At 60.1% G+C, this 18,318-nt stretch carries 16 protein-coding genes and 1 tRNA gene; 11 read left to right on the forward strand and 6 right to left on the reverse strand.

From position 1 onward, the window contains the following. Positions 1–100 precede the first annotated feature (100 nt). From AACZ65_RS02820 to AACZ65_RS02835, 4 genes are all read left to right on the forward strand, one after another. Positions 101–1,216 carry an extracellular solute-binding protein gene (locus AACZ65_RS02820; RefSeq protein WP_037275912.1) on the forward strand — a complete coding sequence of 372 codons (1,116 nt, stop codon included), beginning with the start codon at positions 101–103 and terminating at the stop codon, positions 1,214–1,216. A gap of 99 nt (positions 1,217–1,315) precedes the next feature. Further along, positions 1,316–2,980, forward strand: a complete 1,665-nt coding sequence (locus AACZ65_RS02825) for an ABC transporter permease (protein WP_339667815.1) — start codon at positions 1,316–1,318, stop codon at positions 2,978–2,980. A 5-nt stretch (positions 2,981–2,985) separates the two neighbouring features. Beyond that, entirely contained in the window at positions 2,986–4,176 is a 1,191-nt protein-coding gene (locus tag AACZ65_RS02830; RefSeq protein ID WP_339667816.1) for an ABC transporter permease, read from the forward strand. A gap of 82 nt (positions 4,177–4,258) precedes the next feature. Then, on the forward strand, positions 4,259–5,881 hold the full coding sequence (locus AACZ65_RS02835) for a GMC family oxidoreductase N-terminal domain-containing protein (RefSeq protein WP_339667817.1): 1,623 nt from the start codon (positions 4,259–4,261) through the stop codon (positions 5,879–5,881). On the opposite strand, the gene AACZ65_RS02840 is transcribed toward AACZ65_RS02835, so the two are convergent. Both AACZ65_RS02840 and AACZ65_RS02845 read right to left on the reverse strand, forming a co-directional pair. Then, a complete protein-coding gene (locus tag AACZ65_RS02840) occupies positions 5,869–6,486 on the reverse strand; it encodes a TetR/AcrR family transcriptional regulator (protein WP_339667818.1) in 618 nt (205 codons plus the stop codon). The genes AACZ65_RS02835 and AACZ65_RS02840 overlap by 13 nt on opposite strands. A gap of 97 nt (positions 6,487–6,583) precedes the next feature. Continuing rightward, the gene (locus AACZ65_RS02845) at positions 6,584–6,742 is read right to left on the reverse strand and encodes a hypothetical protein (protein ID WP_170062591.1); all 159 of its coding nucleotides are present in this window, start codon (positions 6,740–6,742) and stop codon (positions 6,584–6,586) included. A gap of 171 nt (positions 6,743–6,913) precedes the next feature. Here AACZ65_RS02845 and mbfA point away from each other — a divergent pair, with 171 nt between their 5' ends. From mbfA to sthA, 4 genes are all read left to right on the forward strand, one after another. Further along, entirely contained in the window at positions 6,914–7,891 is a 978-nt protein-coding gene (gene mbfA / locus AACZ65_RS02850; protein ID WP_037275903.1) for an iron exporter MbfA, read from the forward strand. A gap of 646 nt (positions 7,892–8,537) precedes the next feature. Then, positions 8,538–9,470, forward strand: coding sequence for an AEC family transporter (locus AACZ65_RS02855; protein WP_037276816.1), 933 nt, complete (start codon positions 8,538–8,540; stop codon positions 9,468–9,470). A gap of 30 nt (positions 9,471–9,500) precedes the next feature. Continuing rightward, the gene (gene fghA / locus AACZ65_RS02860) at positions 9,501–10,334 is read left to right on the forward strand and encodes an S-formylglutathione hydrolase (RefSeq protein ID WP_339667821.1); all 834 of its coding nucleotides are present in this window, start codon (positions 9,501–9,503) and stop codon (positions 10,332–10,334) included. 3 nt (positions 10,335–10,337) lie between these two features. Then, entirely contained in the window at positions 10,338–11,774 is a 1,437-nt protein-coding gene (sthA, locus tag AACZ65_RS02865; protein ID WP_037275901.1) for a Si-specific NAD(P)(+) transhydrogenase, read from the forward strand. 57 nt (positions 11,775–11,831) lie between these two features. Here the strand turns inward: sthA and clpB are convergent, their stop codons facing one another. After that, complete coding sequence (gene clpB / locus AACZ65_RS02870) at positions 11,832–14,450, reverse strand: ATP-dependent chaperone ClpB (protein ID WP_339667824.1); 2,619 nt, start codon at positions 14,448–14,450, stop codon at positions 11,832–11,834. Positions 14,451–14,700: 250 nt separating this feature from the next. Here clpB and AACZ65_RS02875 point away from each other — a divergent pair, with 250 nt between their 5' ends. The 3 genes from AACZ65_RS02875 to pyrF all read left to right on the forward strand — a co-directional run bounded on the left by AACZ65_RS02875 (position 14,701) and on the right by pyrF (position 16,090). Then, positions 14,701–14,940 (forward strand): hypothetical protein, encoded by a 240-nt coding sequence (locus AACZ65_RS02875; protein WP_339667826.1) that lies wholly within the window; start codon positions 14,701–14,703, stop codon positions 14,938–14,940. Positions 14,941–15,086: 146 nt separating this feature from the next. Continuing rightward, positions 15,087–15,341, forward strand: a complete 255-nt coding sequence (locus AACZ65_RS02880; protein ID WP_339667828.1) for a hypothetical protein — start codon at positions 15,087–15,089, stop codon at positions 15,339–15,341. 56 nt (positions 15,342–15,397) lie between these two features. Beyond that, positions 15,398–16,090, forward strand: a complete 693-nt coding sequence (pyrF, locus tag AACZ65_RS02885) for an orotidine-5'-phosphate decarboxylase (RefSeq protein WP_339667830.1) — start codon at positions 15,398–15,400, stop codon at positions 16,088–16,090. A 15-nt stretch (positions 16,091–16,105) separates the two neighbouring features. Here pyrF and AACZ65_RS02890 read toward each other — a convergent pair. The 3 genes from AACZ65_RS02890 to AACZ65_RS02900 form a co-directional block, all read right to left on the reverse strand. Next, a tRNA-Gly gene (locus AACZ65_RS02890) sits at positions 16,106–16,179 on the reverse strand. A gap of 88 nt (positions 16,180–16,267) precedes the next feature. Beyond that, a complete protein-coding gene (locus AACZ65_RS02895; protein ID WP_339667832.1) occupies positions 16,268–17,191 on the reverse strand; it encodes an orotidine 5-phosphate decarboxylase in 924 nt (307 codons plus the stop codon). A gap of 74 nt (positions 17,192–17,265) precedes the next feature. Next, positions 17,266–18,312 carry a Glu/Leu/Phe/Val dehydrogenase dimerization domain-containing protein gene (locus AACZ65_RS02900; protein ID WP_339667833.1) on the reverse strand — a complete coding sequence of 349 codons (1,047 nt, stop codon included), beginning with the start codon at positions 18,310–18,312 and terminating at the stop codon, positions 17,266–17,268. Positions 18,313–18,318 lie beyond the last annotated feature (6 nt).

Genomic DNA, 18,318 nt, shown 5'->3' on the forward strand with positions numbered 1-18,318 from the left:
GCCGGCCACAGGACCGGTGCGGGTTGAGCAAGGCCCTCGACGTTCCGCCCGTAGCGCAGGGCCCAACCATCGAAAAACGGGATAAACTGGGAGTATGTTTATGAAACTGACGAAAACCCTGCTCGCGACCACGGCTCTGACCGTCGCTGCGGGCACCGCCGTCACCGCACAGGATATGGCCAACAGCATGACCATCGTCAGCTGGGGCGGGGCTTATCAGGCCAGCCAGGACAAGGCCTATGTTCAGCCCTATCTGGCCGCCAATCCCGGCGTGACCGCGACCTGGGACGAAAGCTCTGCCGAGGCGGTGGCCAAGCTGCGCGCGATGAACGAAGCCGGCAACATCACCTGGGATCTGGTCGATGTGGTGGCTTCTGACTCGATGCGTCTGTGCGACGAAGGTCTGGCGATGGAAATCGACCATGACGAAATGCTGGCCGCAGCACCCGATGGCACCTCCGCCAGCGATGACTTTGGCGATCTGATCGTCAGCGACTGCTTCATTCCGCAGATCGTTTACTCGACCACTTTCGGCTATCGCACCGATATGGTGCCCGCCGGCACCGAGCCGCCGAGCAGCGTTTGTGACGTGTTCGACCTTGCCAAATATCCCGGCAAGCGCTCGCTGCAAAAGCGCCCGATCGACAACATGGAATGGGCGCTCTATTGCGACGGCGTGGCCAAGGACGAGATTTACGACGTTCTGGGCACCGACGAGGGCGTCGAGCGCGCTCTTGCCAAGCTTGGCACGATCAAGGACCAGGTTGTCTGGTGGTCCGCCGGTGCGGAAACCCCGCAGCTTCTGGCAGATGGCGAAGTCTTTATCGGCTCCACGTTCAATGGTCGTCTGTTCTCGGCGATTGCAGAGCAGGGTCAGCCGATCGCGATGCTCTGGGACATGCAGTCCTTTGACCTCGACGGCTGGATCGTTCCCGCCGGTCTGCCCGCAGACCGTCTGGCGCGTGTGATGGACTTCCTCAAGTTCGGCACTGACACGCAGCGTCTGGCGGATCAGGCAGCCTATATCTCCTATGGTCCGGCGCGCGCATCTTCGGCACCACTGGTGGGCAAGCACGCAGAGCTTGGGATCGACATGGCACCGCATATGCCGACCGACCCGGCAAATGCGTCAAACGTCCATATCTATGACTACGAATGGTGGGCTGACAACCGCGATGATCTGGATGCCAAGTTCCAGTCGTGGCTGGCCCAGTAATCTAGTCTAACCACAGGTGGGGCCGCACGCGGCCTCACCGCTTCTTTGACCGGGCACAAGACCCGGGCTGAATAACCGGAACACTTCGACGGGGAAGACATGAGCGATAGCACCCACACCGGCCCGATGCTTGCCGCCGATGGCACGCCTCTGAAACGCAGCCTGCGCCGCGCCTTGCGTGCCCAGAAAATGCGGGCATTGGCGCTGATCGCCCCTCTATTGATCTTTGTCCTCCTGACCTTCATTGCACCCATCGTTGATATGCTGTTCCGTTCGGTCGAAAACCAGATCGTTGGCAACACCCTGCCCATGACGGTTGAGGAATTGCGCGATTGGGATGCAACCGAGGTTCCCGATGAACAGGTGTTTCGGGCGCTGTTCTTTGATCTCTTTTTGGCCGCCGAGGCCAAGGAACACACCAAGCTGGGAAGCCGCCTGAACTACGAGAAGAGCGGCATTTCCTCGCTCTTTCGTACCTCTGGGCGGGATATGAACGACATTGGAGAGGTGTTCCAAGACGCGCTGGAAGGGATTGATCCCGCTTTTGCAGAAGCCACGACTTGGGTCGAGATGATGTCTGGTGGTGCCGGGGCAGAGCCTAATACACGACTGATGTCCAATCAGATCGCCCGGCTTGAGGCTCTGGAGGCGACAACCTTCAGCGGTGATGCCGAATTTCTGCCCGGTGCCGCGATTTCCGATATTCTGCCCAATACCGCACGCGCCTATGCGGCCTTTGCTGCCTTTACCCAATTTGTAGATGGCAAGAGCGTCACCAAGGAAGAACCCTGGGAAGCCGTTTATGCTGCCTTGGCGCTCGATCTTGAGGATCCGGCTACGAAAACCGCGCTGGAGAATTATGCCGGACCCGGCGCAGATAGCTTGCGGGCGGCGACTGCGGCAACGTTGCCGCCGATAGCGATGCGCGAGGCCTTTTTCGAGTCGAACAAGGATTGGGCCAATACGACGTTTTGGGAAACCATCAAAACCTATTCGCCGCCCTATACTACCGGCTACTTCCTGAATGCGGTGGACATGGAAAAGACGCCGCAGGGTATCGCCCTGCGCAGCGAGGATGAACGCATCTACGGCATTCTCTTTCAGCGCACGATGTTTATGTCGCTGATGATCACCTTTTCCTGTGTCGCCCTTGGCTACCCTGTGGCGTGGATTCTGGCCAATCTGCCGTCACGCACAGCCAACCTGTTGATGATCCTCGTTCTTCTGCCATTCTGGACCTCGCTTCTGGTGCGCACCAGCGCATGGAAGGTGATGCTGCAGCAGCAGGGGGTCATCAATGACGTTCTGGTCTGGCTGGGGCTGGTCGCGGATGAGAACCGTCTGGTGATGATCAACAATCAGTTCGGCACCATCGTGGCTATGACGCATATTCTGCTGCCCTTCATGATCCTGCCGATGTATTCGGTGATGCAGACCATTCCCCCCACCTATCTGCGCGCCGCCAAATCGCTTGGGGCAAACAATTGGACGGCCTTCTGGCGCGTATACTTTCCACAATCGGTTCCGGGAATCGGTGCAGGGTCGATCCTCGTTTTCATCCTTGCCATCGGTTACTATATCACTCCCGAGATTGTGGGCGGCACCACAGGCACGTTCATTTCCAACCGGATCGCATATCATATCTCGTCCTCTCTCAACTGGGGTCTTGCGGCGGCGTTGGGCACGATCCTGCTGGGGGTGGTCCTGATCCTCTACTGGGCCTATGACAAGATCGTCGGCATCGACAACGTGAAGCTGGGGTAAGAGACATGAACGGATTCACACTGACACCGGTCGAAACCAAGCCGCTTTCCTTTTCGCTGCCAGTAATTGGCGCGGCCGGGGGCTTTGTCGGCCTCTTTGTCGGCACGGCGCATGGCTCTGGTTTGATGGGGGTTGCGATTGGGGCCGTTGCGCTCATGCTGCTGGCCTACATTGCACTGGCGGTCTTTGGGTTGGGTCAAGAAAAGATCACGCGCTGGGGTCTTGTCGCGCTCTTTATAATTGCGGGCGTACTCTTGGCTGGCGTGCCGGGGTTTGTGCTGGGGCTGCTCTTTGGTCTTTTCTTCTCTTGGTTCATCTTTTGGATTGGCGAAGGGCGCTACCGCGCCAATCTTGCGCCGTATCTGACCAGTGGACAGGTGCTCTGGCACTATACATTCCGGGTGATCTGTGGGGCGATTTTCATCTTTCTGATCACGCCCATCCTTGTGGTGATGCCGCTCAGCTTCAACGCGCAGAACTTCTTTACCTTTACGCCGGAGATGCTGCGGTTTGATCCCGCCGGCTATAGCCTCAAGCATTATCAGGATTTCTTCACCTCGAACGAATGGCAACAGGCGCTGCGCAATTCGTTGATGATCGCTCCGGCAGCCACCATTCTTTCGGTGAGCTTTGGCACGCTGGCTGCGATTGGCCTGAGTTCAGAACACGTGCCATTCCGTCGCGCGATCATGGCGATCCTCATTTCGCCGATGATCGTGCCGCTCATCATCTCGGCGGCTGGGATGTATTTCTTCTACAGCCGTATCGGGTTGCAAGGTACCTATTTCGGCGTGGTTTTGGCGCATGCGGCGCTGGGCATTCCCTTTGTGATCATCACCGTGACCGCTACATTGGTGGGTTTTGATCGCTCGCTCACGCGCGCGGCGGCGAACATGGGTGCAGACCCTGTGACCACCTTCTTTCGGGTTCAGATGCCGCTCATCCTGCCGGGCGTGATTTCGGGCGGTCTCTTCGCCTTTATCACCTCTTTCGATGAGGTGGTTGTCGTGCTTTTTGTCGGTTCGGCCAATCAGCAAACCCTGCCGTGGGAGATGTTCACCGGCCTGCGTGAACAGATCAGCCCGACCATTCTGGCGGTGGCGACGATCCTCGTGGTGATCTCGATTGCGCTGCTGACGACCATGGAGTACCTGCGCCGCCGGTCCGAGCGTTTGCGCGGCATGAGCCCAAGCTGATCCTTCGCATCTCTGACGCCACGTCGCGCTTTGGTCTGGGACGGTCCTAAGACTAGCGTGGCGGGGCAGAGGGAGGCGGGCCATGATCTATGACTACATCATCGTGGGTGGGGGATCGGCGGGCTGTGTCCTTGCGGCGCGGTTGAGCGAGGACCCCAGCATCACTGTCTGCCTGATCGAGGCGGGCGGTTCCGGGCAAGACATCTTTGTCCGCGCGCCGGGCCTCGTGGCGGCGATGGTGTCAGGCCGACCCAAGATCAACAATTGGGCGCTGAAAACCGTGCCGCAGCCGCAGCTGAACGGGCGGCGGGGATTTCAGCCGCGCGGTCGGGCGTTGGGCGGCTCGAGCGCGATCAACGCCATGCTCTACGTGCGCGGCCACCCCTCCGATTATGATGAGTGGGCCGAACTTGGCTGTGATGGTTGGGATTGGCAGAGCGTTCTGCCGTGGTTTCGTGCCGCGGAACGGAATGCGCAGCATGGCGGTGCACTGCATGGCCAGTCTGGGCCACTTCAGGTTACGGACCAGAGCGCGCCGCGTGCTATTTCCGAGGCCTTCATCGCTGCCTGCGAGAGCCTGCAAATCCCCCGGAACCCCGATTTCAACGGCACGACCCAAGAGGGTGCGGGGCATTATCAGGTTACGCAGTTCTTTGACGGTCCGCACCGCGGCGAACGCTGCTCGGCCGCGGCTGCCTATCTCTTTCCGGCAATGAGGCGGTCCAATCTGACGGTGATCAGCCGAGCCATGGCCGAGCGCGTGACCTTTGACGGCAAACGCGCCACGGGCCTCCGCTACCGCCACAAGGGGCGCGAGCAAGAGATGCGCGCGCGACGCGAAGTGATCCTGAGCGGTGGGGCCTTCGGTTCGCCGCAGCTTCTCATGCTGTCCGGGATCGGCCCTGCCGAGGCGTTGCAGGCGCAGGGTATCGCGCCTCTGCATGACCTGCCGGGTGTGGGGGAAAACCTACAGGATCATCTGGACTACATCCTGGCGGAAACCTCGAAGCGCGACGATGTCATCAGCTTGGGTCCCAAGGGCCTCTGGCATCTGGGCAATGCGGCCTTGGAATGGCGCAAGACCGGGCAGGGATCTTTCGCAACGCCCTATGCCGAATCCGGAGCATTCTTGCGCTCAGATCCCTCGGTTTCGCGTCCTGATCTGCAACTGCATTTCGTCATCGGCATTGTCGAAGATCACATGCGTCGGCTGCATTTCCGCCCCGGTTATTCCTGTCATGTCTGCGTGTTGCGGCCTCATAGCCGGGGGCGGGTGACGCTACGCTCTGCCCGTGCCACGGATGCGCCGCTGATTGATCCGGCGTTCCTGAGCGATCCGCGCGATTTGTCAGTGATGATGCAAGGTGCGCGGCAGATGGACAGGATTTTGCGTGCGCCCACGCTCGAGCCTTGGCGCAAGGAGCGGCTGCATCCGCATGATTGGTCCGATACAGGACTCGAGGCCGATATTCGCGCCCGTGCCGATACGATCTATCACCCTGTCGGTACCTGCGCGATGGGGCGCGGGGATATGGCGGTGGTCGATCCGGCCGCGCGTGTTCACGGAGTTGATGGGTTGCGCGTGGTTGACGCGTCGATCATGCCGCGCCTCGTGAGCGGGAATACCAACGCGCCCACGATCATGATGGCCGAAAAAATTGCGGCGGACATGCTGGGGCGCGGTGCCCCTGATCAGGCGCGGTAGCGGGCCAAAAACATCTCGACCGCGCCATTGACCACCCGCTCTATATCCTTCTTGGATGGCTCTGTGCACATGCCACAGAGGCTGCGGATAAAGAGATCGCCCTTGCACAGCTCGCCGAACTGATTGGCGGCCAGGTCCATGTCGTCGATCTTGAGAATCCCCGCTTCGACATAGGGTCGCAAGACCTTGCTCAGTCGTTCACGAACAAGGTCCGGGCCCGATGCATAGAATCGACGCCCCAATTCAGGAAACCGATGCGATTCCGAGACGCAGATGCGAAACACTTGCTGGCCGAAATCCGATAGAAAGAAACTCACGATCCGCGTGGCCGCTTCGTGCAACACATGCTCGATGCTCGCCCCTTTGCCGATCACTTCAAGCGCTTCTTCGGCTTGCCGGTTGCATTCGACCCGCGCCACTTCGGAAAAAAGTAGCCGTTTGTCGGGGAAATAGCTGTAGAGCGTCGCCTTGGATACCTGCGCCTCCCGCGCGATTTCATCGACGCTGGCGCCCTCAAAGCCATCGCGCATAAAGACCCGCCGCGCCCCTTCGAGCACTTGATCGAACTTGCGACCTTTCTTGATTTCAACGGCTGGTGCCGACATCCAACCCCTCCCCACAGGTCGGGACAGTGTAGTCGGCCCAACCCCGTAACCGCAAGCCCGTCTGCGCGCGGTCACGGGACGGTGTTTCTGGCGTGGCTTATCGGTTGATACCCGAATTGCCCTGCGTCACTGGCGCTGGCGCAGGTTCGGGATAGGTCAGCGTGGGTGTCAGGCTGCTGGTGTCAAAGCTGAAGGCCAAGGCAGGTGCCGCGATCAGGCTGAGTGAGAGAGTGAGAACGGTCAAGGCGCTTTTCATATCGAACTCCATAACTGAACTGTTTCGTTCAGATACATAACTAAACAGATCGGCTCAGAATTCAAGATTAAAATGAACTAAGCAGTTCACTTTTTGAACTGCACAACACCCCTTTGCCTTTGAAGCATGCAGCGCTAAACTAATTTAGAATAATTCTAATTGAGGTGCCCGATGATTCCCGGCATGACATCCCGTCGTCGCTTCCGCGACCTGAGCGAGCAGGAGATTCTCGCACTTGCTATTTCCTCGGAAGAGGATGACGCACGCATCTATCGCTCTTATGCTGAAATGCTACGACAGGATTTTCCGGATACCGCCGCGATCTTTGACGGGATGGCGACCGAAGAGGACGGCCACCGTCACCGGCTGATCGAGCTGCATCGCAGCCGCTTTGGCGAGGTGATCCCGCTGATCCGGCGCGAACATGTCGCCGGGTTCTATGCCCGCCGCCCTATCTGGTTGGTCGAAAATCTTGGGATCGAGCGTATCCGCGACGAAGCCGAGGCGATGGAGCGCGACGCTGGTGCCTTTTATCTCAAGGCGGCACAGCGCACCACCGATGCCGATACCCGTAAATTGCTTGGGGATCTCGCGGCGGCCGAGGCCGGGCACCAATCCCGCGCCGAAGAGCTGGAGGCCGAACATCTCGATGCCGACGCGCGCGATGCCGAGGATCGCACTGCGAAACGGCAATTTGTGCTGACATGGGTGCAGCCGGGGCTTGCCGGGTTGATGGATGGCTCCGTGTCCACGCTCGCACCGATCTTTGCCACGGCCTTTGCCACGCAGGACACATGGACCACCTTCCTCGTCGGCCTCGCGGCAAGTGTGGGCGCGGGCATTTCAATGGGCTTTACCGAGGCTGCCAGCGACGATGGCGAACTCTCGGGGCGTGGCAGCCCGACGAAGCGCGGTTTCGCATCTGGGATCATGACAACCGTAGGCGGTTTGGGGCACGCCCTGCCCTATCTGATCCCGGACTTTTGGACCGCGACGATCATCGCCTTTGTGGTTGTGTTCGTCGAACTCTGGGCAATCGCCTGGATTCAGAACAAATACATGGAAACGCCGTTCTTTCGGGCGGCGTTTCAGGTTGTCTTGGGCGGGGCACTGGTTTTTGCCGCCGGTGTCCTGATCGGCAGCGGATAAAGCCTAGTCGCCGTATTCAAATCCTCCTGAGGTCGCCGCAGGACTCTCAGATACAACAATGGCAGGAGAAGACGTTCTTGACGCACTAAACTCGAGAAATTGCCTAACCTCAGTTTGGCACATGGGTTCAATTGGCGAGCATCTTATACGGACCCCATCAATCGTTACGAAGTAGGACGTTGCACCTCCGGGTCCATAAGATGCTGGTTGATAGACTTCTTCGAATGGATAGCTCTTGCCATCGACAGAAATCGTTCCTTTGCTAACAACCGGCTCCAACGCACATGCGCAAAGAGCCAAACCGGCCATCAGAGCCGGTATTCTAAACTTTCCAGACATTGTTTTTCCCCCAACAAAAGATTTCCCCCGCGGAAAACGAGCGGAGACAATCCTGAGCAAGGTAATGTCAGATATCTATACCAAAATTTCTCAATACCTTGATCAGGTTATGAAACCGGAAACGAGATACGGACAGACCGTCATAATAGCAAACATTGCTAAAAAAGATAGATAGCGTCATCGCAGGGGTGCTGTCGCATTGTCGCTACAGACCACGAGGCGAGTGATCCTGGGCTCTCTTGGCTATTTGCCCTCGCATATGATGGTTGCGATTGACCCTGCCCATTTGCCTGTCTACCAAACCCGCATGCTGAGTATCTTTCTCCAGACCCTACCTTTCTTCATGATCATCGGGCTTGGGTATGGTGCCGGGCGCACCGGGTTTTTTCCCGAGGTGGCAACCGCGTGGTTGACCAAGTTTGTCTTTTATTTCGCGCTTTCGGCGATGCTCTTCCGGTTCTCGGCCAACCTTACATTGGCAGATGTGCTGGATTGGAATTTCATCCTCGCCTATCTCTGGGCCACGGCCTTTGTTTATGGCATCGCCACGGCGGTGGCGCTCTTGCGCCGCGTTAATGTGCAAGAGGTCGCCATCGAGGCACAGTGCGCCGTCATCGGAAACGTGGGGTTTCTTGGCGTGCCGATGCTTGCGATGCTGATGGGTGAGGCGGCGATTGGTTGGGTGATGATCGTGCTGGCGGTCGACCTTATCGTGTTCGGTTCGCTTGTGGTTATTCTGATCACCGGCTCACGCGATGGGCGGCTTAGCTTCGGTATTCTGCGCACGGTGGGTATGGGGCTCTTGAAAAATCCGATGATTGTCTCGATCGTTCTGGGCCTGACTTGGTCTGGGCTGCGCTTGCCCATTCCGGACCCGATCAACGATTTCGTGCGTATTCTGGGCGGCGCTGCGACACCCGGCGCGCTCTTTGCCATCGGGGCTTCGCTCGCGTCGAAATCCGCAGAGAGGCCGCATATTGCGGGCTGGCTATCGTTTTGCAAACTGGTGCTGCACCCGATTTTCGTGGCCTTTGCCGTGCTCTACCTCTTCGAGGTAGACCCCTATGCCGGGGCGGTGATGATTGCGGCCTCCAGTCTGCCGGTGGCGGGCAATGTCTTTATGCTTGCACAGCATTACGGCGTCGCACCCAAGCGCGTCTCGTCCTCGATTCTGATTTCCACCGGCGCTGCCATCATCACGGTGTCGCTTGTCATCGGTTGGGTGAACCAACTTTACTGAACAGTCCTACGGACGTTAGAGGAGAATATGATGAAAACGGTTTCGGAAAACACCTGTTTCGGCGGCACTCAGGGCGTCTATACCCACGCCTCTGAGGTGTGTGGCGTAGATATGACCTTTGGCCTCTTTCTGCCTGCTGAGGCGCAGGATGGTCCGGTGCCGGTGCTATGGTATCTCTCGGGCCTGACCTGCACCCATGAAAATGCGATGGTAAAGGCCGGTGCGCAGGGCTGGGCGGCAGAGCAAGGCATTGCCCTGATTTTTCCGGACACAAGCCCGCGCGGCGATGGTGTGGCCAATGACGAGAATTTCGATCTGGGGCAGGGGGCCGGATTCTATGTGAATGCCACCCAATCCCCTTGGGCACCGCATTTTCAGATGTGGGATTATGTCGCCACGGAATTGCCAGCGTTGATCGGTGAGAATTTTGCCCTCGATATGGACCGGCAGGCAATCACCGGGCATTCCATGGGCGGACATGGTGCGCTGACGCTAGCGATGTCCCTGCCGGGGCGGTTTCGGTCCGTGTCGGCCTTTTCGCCGATCTGCAACCCGACCAACAGCGATTGGGGCCGCAAGCAGTTCACGGCCTATCTCGGCGCGGACGAGTCCGCCTGGGCAGCGCATGATGCAAGCCTCTTGATGGCAGAGCGCGGCTTTGACGGGCCGGTTCTGGTGGATACCGGCGACAAGGATCAATTTCTCGATCTGCTGCGTCCCGAAACGCTGGCTCATGCGATGACCGCCCGCCGCCAAGAGGGCACGTTCCGGATTCAAAAAGGCTATGACCACAGCTATTTCTTCATCTCGACGTTTATGGAAGATCACGTCACCTTCCATGCCGAAGCACTCTATGCGGATTAAGATATGAGCCATTATGACCTGATCATCGTTGGCAGCGGTCCTGCAGGACGGGCCGCTGCCATTCAGGCGGGCAAACTGAAACGCCGCGTGCTCGTGATCGACCGCAAGGATCGATTGGGTGGCGTGTCGGTGCATACTGGCACGATCCCGTCCAAGACACTGCGCGAAACTGTACTGAACCTCTCGGGCTGGCGCGAGCGCAGCTTTTATGGCCGCTCTTACCGGGTCAAGGACAACATTGGCGCCGATGACCTCAAGGCGCGGCTGCATATGACCTTGGACCACGAGGTTGATGTTCTGGAACATCAGTTCAACCGCAACCATGTCGATACGCTGCACGGCATGGCGCGGTTCGTGGATGACAAGACCATCGAGGTTGCGACCGAGGCGGGCGATGTCACGCGCCTGACCGCCGACCGCTTTTTGATTGCAACCGGCACCAAAACGCACCGCCCGGACAACGTGCCGTTCAACGGGCGCACCGTGGTGGACAGCGACGAGTTTCTGGAACTGGCGCAGATTCCGCGCAGTCTGATCGTCGTGGGCGCGGGCGTGATCGGGGTGGAATATGCCACGATGTTTTCCGCCCTTGACGTGCGCGTGACCCTGATCGAGCCGCGGGATACTTTTCTTGATTTCATCGATCGAGTTCTCATTCAGGATTTCGTCCATCAAATCCGCGAGAATGGTGTTGATCTGCGCCTAGGCTCTGCCATCGAGCGGATCGAGGACGCGGGCGAGCATGTCGAGGTAAGCCTTGCCAACGGCCGCCATGTGCGGGCCGAAATGCTGCTCTTTGCTGCCGGGCGTATGGGTGCAACCTCTGCGCTCAATCTGGCGGCGGCCGGGATCAAGACCGATCATCGCAATCGGATTGAGGTCAATCGCAAGACCTATCAAACGGTGGTGCCGCATATCTATGCCGCAGGCGACGTGATCGGGCATCCCAGCCTTGCCTCGACTTCGGTGCAACAGGGGCGCGTCGCGGCATGTCATGCGCTCGACATCCCGACCCTTCCCGAAAGCCCGTGGTTTCCTTATGGCATCTATTCTGTGCCCGAAATTTCCACTTGCGGCATGTCCGAAGAGGAAATGCAGACGCGCGGCATCCCCTATGAGGTGGGCGTCGCCCGGTTTCGTGAAACGTCGCGAGGGCATATCATGGGGCTGGAGCATGGCATGCTGAAAATGCTCTTTTCGCTAAAGACGCGGCGGGTTCTGGGGGTTCAGATCGTGGGCGAGGGAGCGACGGAGTTGATCCACATCGCGCAGGCGGTTTTGAACCTCAAGGGCACGGTGGACTATTTCGTGCAGAACACGTTCAACTATCCGACGCTGGCTGAGGCCTATAAAATCGCCGGTCTCGATGCCTTCAACCGCATGCCAATCCCCGAGGAATACAAGGTCAAGCGCGACGCGGCCAAGCCAAACACGGTTTGATTGCAGTTGCTTGGCGAAAAAACGCCCCGCTGATCGCTCAGAGGGGCGTTTTCGGTTTTAGTGAACCACGGCGTCCTTTGGTGGCTCTTGTATCGTGCTGCCAACCCGGTTTCCGATAATCAGACCTTCTGGCCCTGCTGTCACCGGCACCACCGCCCCATCAAGGATATCCCCAGACAAGAGCGCCTCGGCCAACGGGTCCTGCAACGCGCGTTGGATCACCCGCTTGAGCGGACGCGCGCCATAGACCGGATCATAGCCCTCGTCAGCCAGCCATTTGCGAGCGCTGTCGTCCAGTTCCAGTTGGATCTTGCGGGCTGCCAGCCGCTTGAGCAGGCGCGCCATCTGGATATCGACGATACCGTCCATCTGCGGCCGTGTGAGGCGGTCGAACACCACGATCTCATCCAGCCGGTTCAGGAACTCGGGCCGGAAATGCGACCGAACGGCGTCCATCACATCGCGCTTGGCGGTGGCGGCATCTGCCCCCTCGGGCAATTGGCTGAGCGCCTGAGAGCCAAGGTTCGACGTGAGGATGATCAGCGTCTGCTTGAAATCCACGGTGCGACCCTGACCGTCGGTCAGCACGCCGTCATCAAGCACCTGCAAGAGCACGTTGAACACCTCAGGATGGGCCTTTTCGACCTCGTCGAACAGGACCACCTGATAGGGCCTGCGGCGCACGGCCTCGGTCAACACGCCACCCTCGTCATAGCCGACATAGCCCGGAGGCGCACCGATCAGACGCGAGACAGAATGCTTTTCCATGAATTCGCTCATGTCGATCCGAACCATGGCGCTGTCATCGTCAAAGAGGAACTCGGCGACGGCCTTGGTCAATTCGGTCTTGCCCACGCCGGTTGGCCCAAGGAACAGGAAGCTGCCCAAGGGGCGCCCCTCGTCGTTCAGCCCGGCGCGTGCGCGGCGCACGGCATTGGCCACGGCCTTGACGGCGGTGTTCTGGCCGATCACCCGGCGGTGGAGGTTGTCCTCCATGCCCAGGAGCTTGTCGCGCTCGCCTTCCAGCATCTTGGCGGTGGGGATGCCGGTCCAGCGTTCCACCACCTGTGCGATCTGCTCGGGGCGCACGGCCTCTTCCACCATAACGCCATCGTCGCCTTGGGTTTCGGCCTCGGCCAGTTGCTTTTCCAGCCCAGGAATGACACCATAGCTCAGCTCGCCGGCGCGGGCGAGATTACCTTCGCGCTTGGCGATGTCCAACTCGGCGCGGGCGCGGTCAAGCTGTTCCTTGAGGTCGCGCGCGCCGGCCAGCTTGTCACGCTCGGCTTGCCATTTGGCGGTCATTTCGGACGAGCGCTCTTGCAGGTCGCCCAGCTCCTTTTCCAGCTTTTCGAGACGGTCGCGAGAGGCGGCATCGTCCTCTTTCTTGAGCGCTTCTGCCTCAATCTGCTTTTGCAGGATTTCGCGGTCGAGCGCGTCCAACTCTTCGGGCTTGCTATCCACTTCCATGCGCAGACGGCTCGCGGCCTCGTCCATCAGGTCGATCGCCTTGTCGGGCAAGAACCGGTCGGTAATGTAACGGTGCGAGAGCGTGGCAGCAGCGACAAGCGCGGAGTCAGAGATGCGCACGCCGTGGTGCAGCTCGTATTTCTCCTTGATCCCGCGCAGGATCGAGATCGTGTCCTCGACTGTCGGTTCTTCGACCACGAGCGGCTGGAACCGGCGGGCGAGCGCCGCGTCCTTTTCCACATGCTTGCGATATTCATCGAGCGTGGTCGCGCCGATACAGTGCAATTCGCCGCGCGCGAGTGCCGGTTTGATGAGGTTTGCGGCATCCATGGCGCCATCGGCCTTGCCGGCGCCCACGAGCGTGTGCATCTCGTCGATAAAGAGAATAATCTCTCCTGCGGCCTGAGTCACTTCGTTCAGCACACCCTTGAGCCGTTCCTCGAATTCACCGCGATACTTGGCCCCCGCAATCAGCGCGCCCATGTCGAGCGACAAAAGTCGCTTGTTGCGCAGGGACTCGGGCACGTCGCCATTGACGATGCGCAGGGCCAGGCCCTCGGCGATGGCGGTTTTACCCACCCCCGGTTCCCCGATCAGAACCGGGTTGTTCTTGGTGCGGCGGCTGAGCACCTGCATGGCGCGGCGGATTTCATCATCACGGCCGATGATGGGATCAATCTTGCCCTCGCGCGCGGCCTTGGTCAGGTCGCGGGCATATTTTTCCAACGCCTCATAGGTGTCCTCTGCCGAGGCGCTATCGGCCGTGCGACCTTTGCGAATGTCGTTGATCGCCTCGTTCAGTTTCTGCGCGGACACCGCGCCAGCCTCCAGCGCATCCTTGGCGGGGGATTTCACCAGCGCAAGCGCGGTCAATATACGCTCGACCGGAACAAAGCTGTCGCCTGCCTTTTGCGCCAGTTTCTCGGCCTCGGCCAGGACCTTGCCGGTCTGCTGGTCCATATAGGTCTGCCCGGCGTCGCCAGAGACACGCGGAATTTTGGCCAGTGCGATATCATTGGCCTGTGTCACGCGTTCCGGCGCGCCACCGGCGCGTTTGATCAAGTTGCTGGCCAGCCCCTCGGGGTCATCAAGCAGAGCCTTGAGAATATGTTCGGGGGATAGTTTCTGATGGCTTTCGCGCATCGCGATGGTCTGTGCCGCCTGAATAAAACCACGCGACCGTTCCGTGAACTTGTTGAAGTCCATGGGCTTTCTCCTTTTGACAAGCGTTCCCCCGGTGGCGCACCCAGCATTAGGCATGCGGCGGTCGGGGACCTCTCTCCATAAATGGGTAACGGCGCCGTGAGGTTCAAGACAGATCGTGCCGGATTCGCATGAGCGCCACGTTTTCGTGACAGGGACTTGGCAGAACCTAATGCGATACCGATCTTTTTCGGAGTTATCCACAGGGCCATATCGCCCTTCAAAGAGGTCAGAAGCAATGACAGAGCAGGCAGTGAGACTTGAAGCGGTTGGATACAATCCGGAATGGGCGGCCTTTGTCGCGCGGGCAGAAATGATCGACGGGCAAGAGCGGCTGGTTTATCCTGTGTTCTTCCGGGCACCGCTGACCGCGGAATTCGCAAGGGTGATGCGTGGCCTCGTCGAGCGGGCGCGGTATCTGCACCGCTCTGGCCGGTCAGACATTCGGCTACGCCGGGTGATTGGGCACCCTGTGCCTGCCTTTGTGGCCTAAGCGATAGTCCGGAGGCTCATCCAGAAAAAGATGCAAAAGGGTCGTGATTTTACCATGAGATTGCGCAAGTCTATCGTTAGTATCAAGGCTGTAAATTGCCAGCTGTGTTGGTCGTTTGTGTTGTAAACAGTGACAGGGTTCTCATGATGCATATCATCAAGGTGCGCGCGCGCGATCTGCGCCAGGACAGTCAGGCCGACCGCCTGAGCGGCGTGTTGCTGCTGGAAACGGAAACCGGACAGATCAGTCTGAACGTCACGGCCCCTGCAGAAGAGGCAAGCCATGATGCCCTCTGGCGCGATGCGTTGCGGCAATTGAAGCGTTTGCCCGAGTTTCGCCGGAATGTGAACCGCATCACCTGGGCGGACTCTGCCCTTGACGGAATGTTCGCAGAGGCTTGACGCCGCGCATCCCCCCCGCGACAAGGGCGTTATCCGACAGCAGAGGACCGCGCCCCATGACCGACGACCGCCTGATCGTAGCTCTCGATGTACCCGACGCGCTGGCGGGACTGAAACTGACCGAGCAATTGGGCGACGCTGTTGGGTTTTACAAGATCGGCCTCGGAATGCTCACCGGCGGCGGGCTGGCCCTTGCCAATGAGCTAAAAACCGAACAGGGCAAGCGCATTTTCCTCGACATGAAGCTCTTTGACATCGGTGCCACGATCGAGGCGGCTGTGCGGGGGCTGGCGCAATTTGATCTGGATTTCCTGACCGTGCATGGTGATCCGCATGTGGTGCGCGCGGCGAAAGAGGGGGCCTCGGGCAAGCCGATGAAAATCCTCGCGGTGACCATCCTGACCTCGCTGGACCGGGCCGATCTGGATGCCGGGATGATCAAGCAAGGGGATATGCCCGATCTGGTGGCCGAGCGTGCGGGTCGCGCCTTTGACGCCGGAGCGGATGGTGTGATTGCCAGCCCGCAAGAGGCCGCGATGATCCGCGCGTTGCCCGAGGCGGCAGGCCGCCTGATCGTCACCCCCGGTGTGCGCCCTGCGGGTAGCGCCCTCGGCGACCAAAAAAGAGTGGCGACTCCCGCGCAGGCCATCGCAGATGGGGCCGATCACATCGTCGTCGGTCGCCCCATCTGGTCTGCCCAAGACCCACGCGTGGCGGCCGAAGCGATTTTGACGGAATTGCGCGGCTAAAAAGTCATGAATTTCTGGAGCGGGTAACGGGAATCGAACCCGTAACTGAAGCTTGGGAAGCTTTCGTGATACCTTTTCACCATACCCGCCGCGGCGCTCTGGATAGCACCGTCGCTTGGACTGCTTCAAGCGAAAACTTGTGGGCCTCACGATCGCGTTGTGAATAAACCGCCCGGATCAAGAGCCAAACCGGATGACGTTTTGACCTTTGGGGGTCGTGCTGCGATAGACCACCGTTTCGGGCAGGTGCAGCGTGAGCGGTGCGCGTGCCTGATCCGCGCGCCAAGGCGTGCCAAGGTCGAGGCAGGTTGCCTCAGCGCCAGCGAAATCGCGGCGCGGCGTCACCCATCGCAGATTGCCAAGGTCGCGGGCAATCTCTTGGCCTGATTGCGTCACGCGGCTGCGGCGCAACATTTCGCGGCCCAGCCCCTCGGTGCGGGGGTCCTGCCCCGGCAGATCAGACCAGACCCCGCAAAGATGCGCGCGTCCGCCAACGGGGCGCAGTTCTGCTGCAAGGCGCAGACCGCCGCCGCTGCTATAGCGTCCTTCGACCATCTGCGCCGCGCTCGAGAGGGGCACGGTGCGGCTGTTGCGGATCAGGAGCGGGATCACTTGGAGAGAGGAACTCATCGCGCCGGTGCCGGTCTGGGTGAAATCGATCTGTGGATCGCTGCCGCCGCCATTCCTGCGGCTGATCTGTTTGCGCGGCACGAAAACCTCGGGCACGCGGCCCGGCTTCCATGCCAGAGAGGTGAGAAGGCAGCCTGCGGGCGCGCCGGCATAATCGAGCCTTGGGTCGATCTGTGGCAATTCTCCGAGGTTCTGGGCGACGCGCTGACCGTCTACATAAACCGTCGCCAAACGCACGAGTTCGCGGGCGGCACCTATGGTATAGCTCGACTGGTGTTCGCTCTCGGACCAGACGCCGCAGAGCGCGGTGCGTCCGTCCGTCGTCGGGCGCAGTTCGGTGGCAATCGTGAGGCCGCCGCCACTGCTGAAAGTGCCATGCGTGAGGCTAACCCGTTCGCTCAGCGCGGTTTGCGCCGCGGCGCCCCCAGCCAGTCCAAGGATCAGAGCAAAAGACAGGGGCAAACGCAGCATGAGGGTCTCCGTGAGTGTTTTGCACAGTGTAACAGGCCGGAAACCCCGGCTCAATTCACGTTGGTAGAGAGGCGTCAGACTGCTACCTGCAAAAGTTGTTCCTCGACCAGTCGGTCGGCGATCATTGCGGGGCTTACGCCTTCGCCCGATGCGCGCGCGAGAACATGCGCCATGCGCGCCTGCATTGCGTCCAGCCTCTCGTCGACCCAGGGGGCGCGCGGCGCGATGCGCAGGATTTCTGCTGCGACGTTGATGATCCCGCCACCATTGGCGACGTAGTCGGGCAGGTAGAGGATGTCGCGTGCGCGCAGGCGCTCGGCATCTTCGGGGCTTGCCAGTTGGTTATTGGCGGCACCGCAGACCATCTGTGCCCTTATCTCGGGGATGCTGCGGGGATTGAGAACGCCACCGATGGCGCAGGGGGCAAATATGTCGGCATCAACGGCATGGATGCTGCGCGGATCGACCATGGTCGCGCCAAACTCTCGCACAGTGCTGGCCACGTGGGCGGGATTCATATCCGCCACGCTCAGCCTTGCCCCCGCCTCGTGCAGCAGGTGGCACAGATGCCAGCCGACATGGCCCAACCCCTGCACCGCCACATGCCGACCGCTGAGGTTCTCCGTGCCCCAGAGCTGCGCCGCCCCGGCACGCATTGCGCCCAGAACGCCCCGCGCGGTTACCGGCGAGGGATCGCCGCTGGCATGTGTGCCGCTGTTCAGACCGGCGACAAAACGTGTCTCGCGGGAAAGCTCGGCCATATCCTCGGGGGACATGCCCATATCTTCGGCGGTCCAATAGCGCCCCTGAAGCCTGTTGATCGCGCGCCCCATGGCGCGCAGCAGTGCCGGTGTCTTGGCGTGGTCGGGATCGCCCAGGATGACGGCCTTGCCCCCGCCCAGGGGCAGTCCGGCGGCCGCGTTCTTGTAGCTCATGCCGCGCGAGAGGTTGAGCACATCCTCAAGGGCGGCGTCGTCGCCCTCGTAGGTGCGCATGCGCAGGCCGCCCGCAGCCGGGCCGAGCCGCGTGGAATGCAGCGCGATAAACCCGCGCAGGCCGCTCTCGCGATCCTCGACGCGGTAAACTTCTTCATGTGTGGATATCGCCAGACGTGTGAGCATGTTGGA

The organism is uncultured Roseovarius sp. (genome assembly GCF_963972555.1).
GTDB lineage: Bacteria > Pseudomonadota > Alphaproteobacteria > Rhodobacterales > Rhodobacteraceae > Roseovarius > Roseovarius mucosus.

Excerpts from the sequence above, each read along its gene's own strand:
- AACZ65_RS02820 (WP_037275912.1), top strand. The coding sequence starts at position 101 with ATGAAACTGACGAAAACCCTGCTCGCGACCACGGCTCTGACCGTCGCT.
- AACZ65_RS02825 (WP_339667815.1), top strand. The coding sequence starts at position 1,316 with ATGAGCGATAGCACCCACACCGGCCCGATGCTTGCCGCCGATGGCACG.
- AACZ65_RS02830 (WP_339667816.1), top strand. The coding sequence starts at position 2,986 with ATGAACGGATTCACACTGACACCGGTCGAAACCAAGCCGCTTTCCTTT.
- AACZ65_RS02835 (WP_339667817.1), top strand. The coding sequence starts at position 4,259 with ATGATCTATGACTACATCATCGTGGGTGGGGGATCGGCGGGCTGTGTC.
- AACZ65_RS02840 (WP_339667818.1), bottom strand. The coding sequence starts at position 6,486 with ATGTCGGCACCAGCCGTTGAAATCAAGAAAGGTCGCAAGTTCGATCAA.
- AACZ65_RS02845 (WP_170062591.1), bottom strand. The coding sequence starts at position 6,742 with ATGAAAAGCGCCTTGACCGTTCTCACTCTCTCACTCAGCCTGATCGCG.
- mbfA (WP_037275903.1), top strand. The coding sequence starts at position 6,914 with ATGATTCCCGGCATGACATCCCGTCGTCGCTTCCGCGACCTGAGCGAG.
- AACZ65_RS02855 (WP_037276816.1), top strand. The coding sequence starts at position 8,538 with ATGCTGAGTATCTTTCTCCAGACCCTACCTTTCTTCATGATCATCGGG.
- fghA (WP_339667821.1), top strand. The coding sequence starts at position 9,501 with ATGAAAACGGTTTCGGAAAACACCTGTTTCGGCGGCACTCAGGGCGTC.
- sthA (WP_037275901.1), top strand. The coding sequence starts at position 10,338 with ATGAGCCATTATGACCTGATCATCGTTGGCAGCGGTCCTGCAGGACGG.
- clpB (WP_339667824.1), bottom strand. The coding sequence starts at position 14,450 with ATGGACTTCAACAAGTTCACGGAACGGTCGCGTGGTTTTATTCAGGCG.
- AACZ65_RS02880 (WP_339667828.1), top strand. The coding sequence starts at position 15,087 with ATGCATATCATCAAGGTGCGCGCGCGCGATCTGCGCCAGGACAGTCAG.
- pyrF (WP_339667830.1), top strand. The coding sequence starts at position 15,398 with ATGACCGACGACCGCCTGATCGTAGCTCTCGATGTACCCGACGCGCTG.
- AACZ65_RS02895 (WP_339667832.1), bottom strand. The coding sequence starts at position 17,191 with ATGCTGCGTTTGCCCCTGTCTTTTGCTCTGATCCTTGGACTGGCTGGG.
- AACZ65_RS02900 (WP_339667833.1), bottom strand. The coding sequence starts at position 18,312 with ATGCTCACACGTCTGGCGATATCCACACATGAAGAAGTTTACCGCGTC.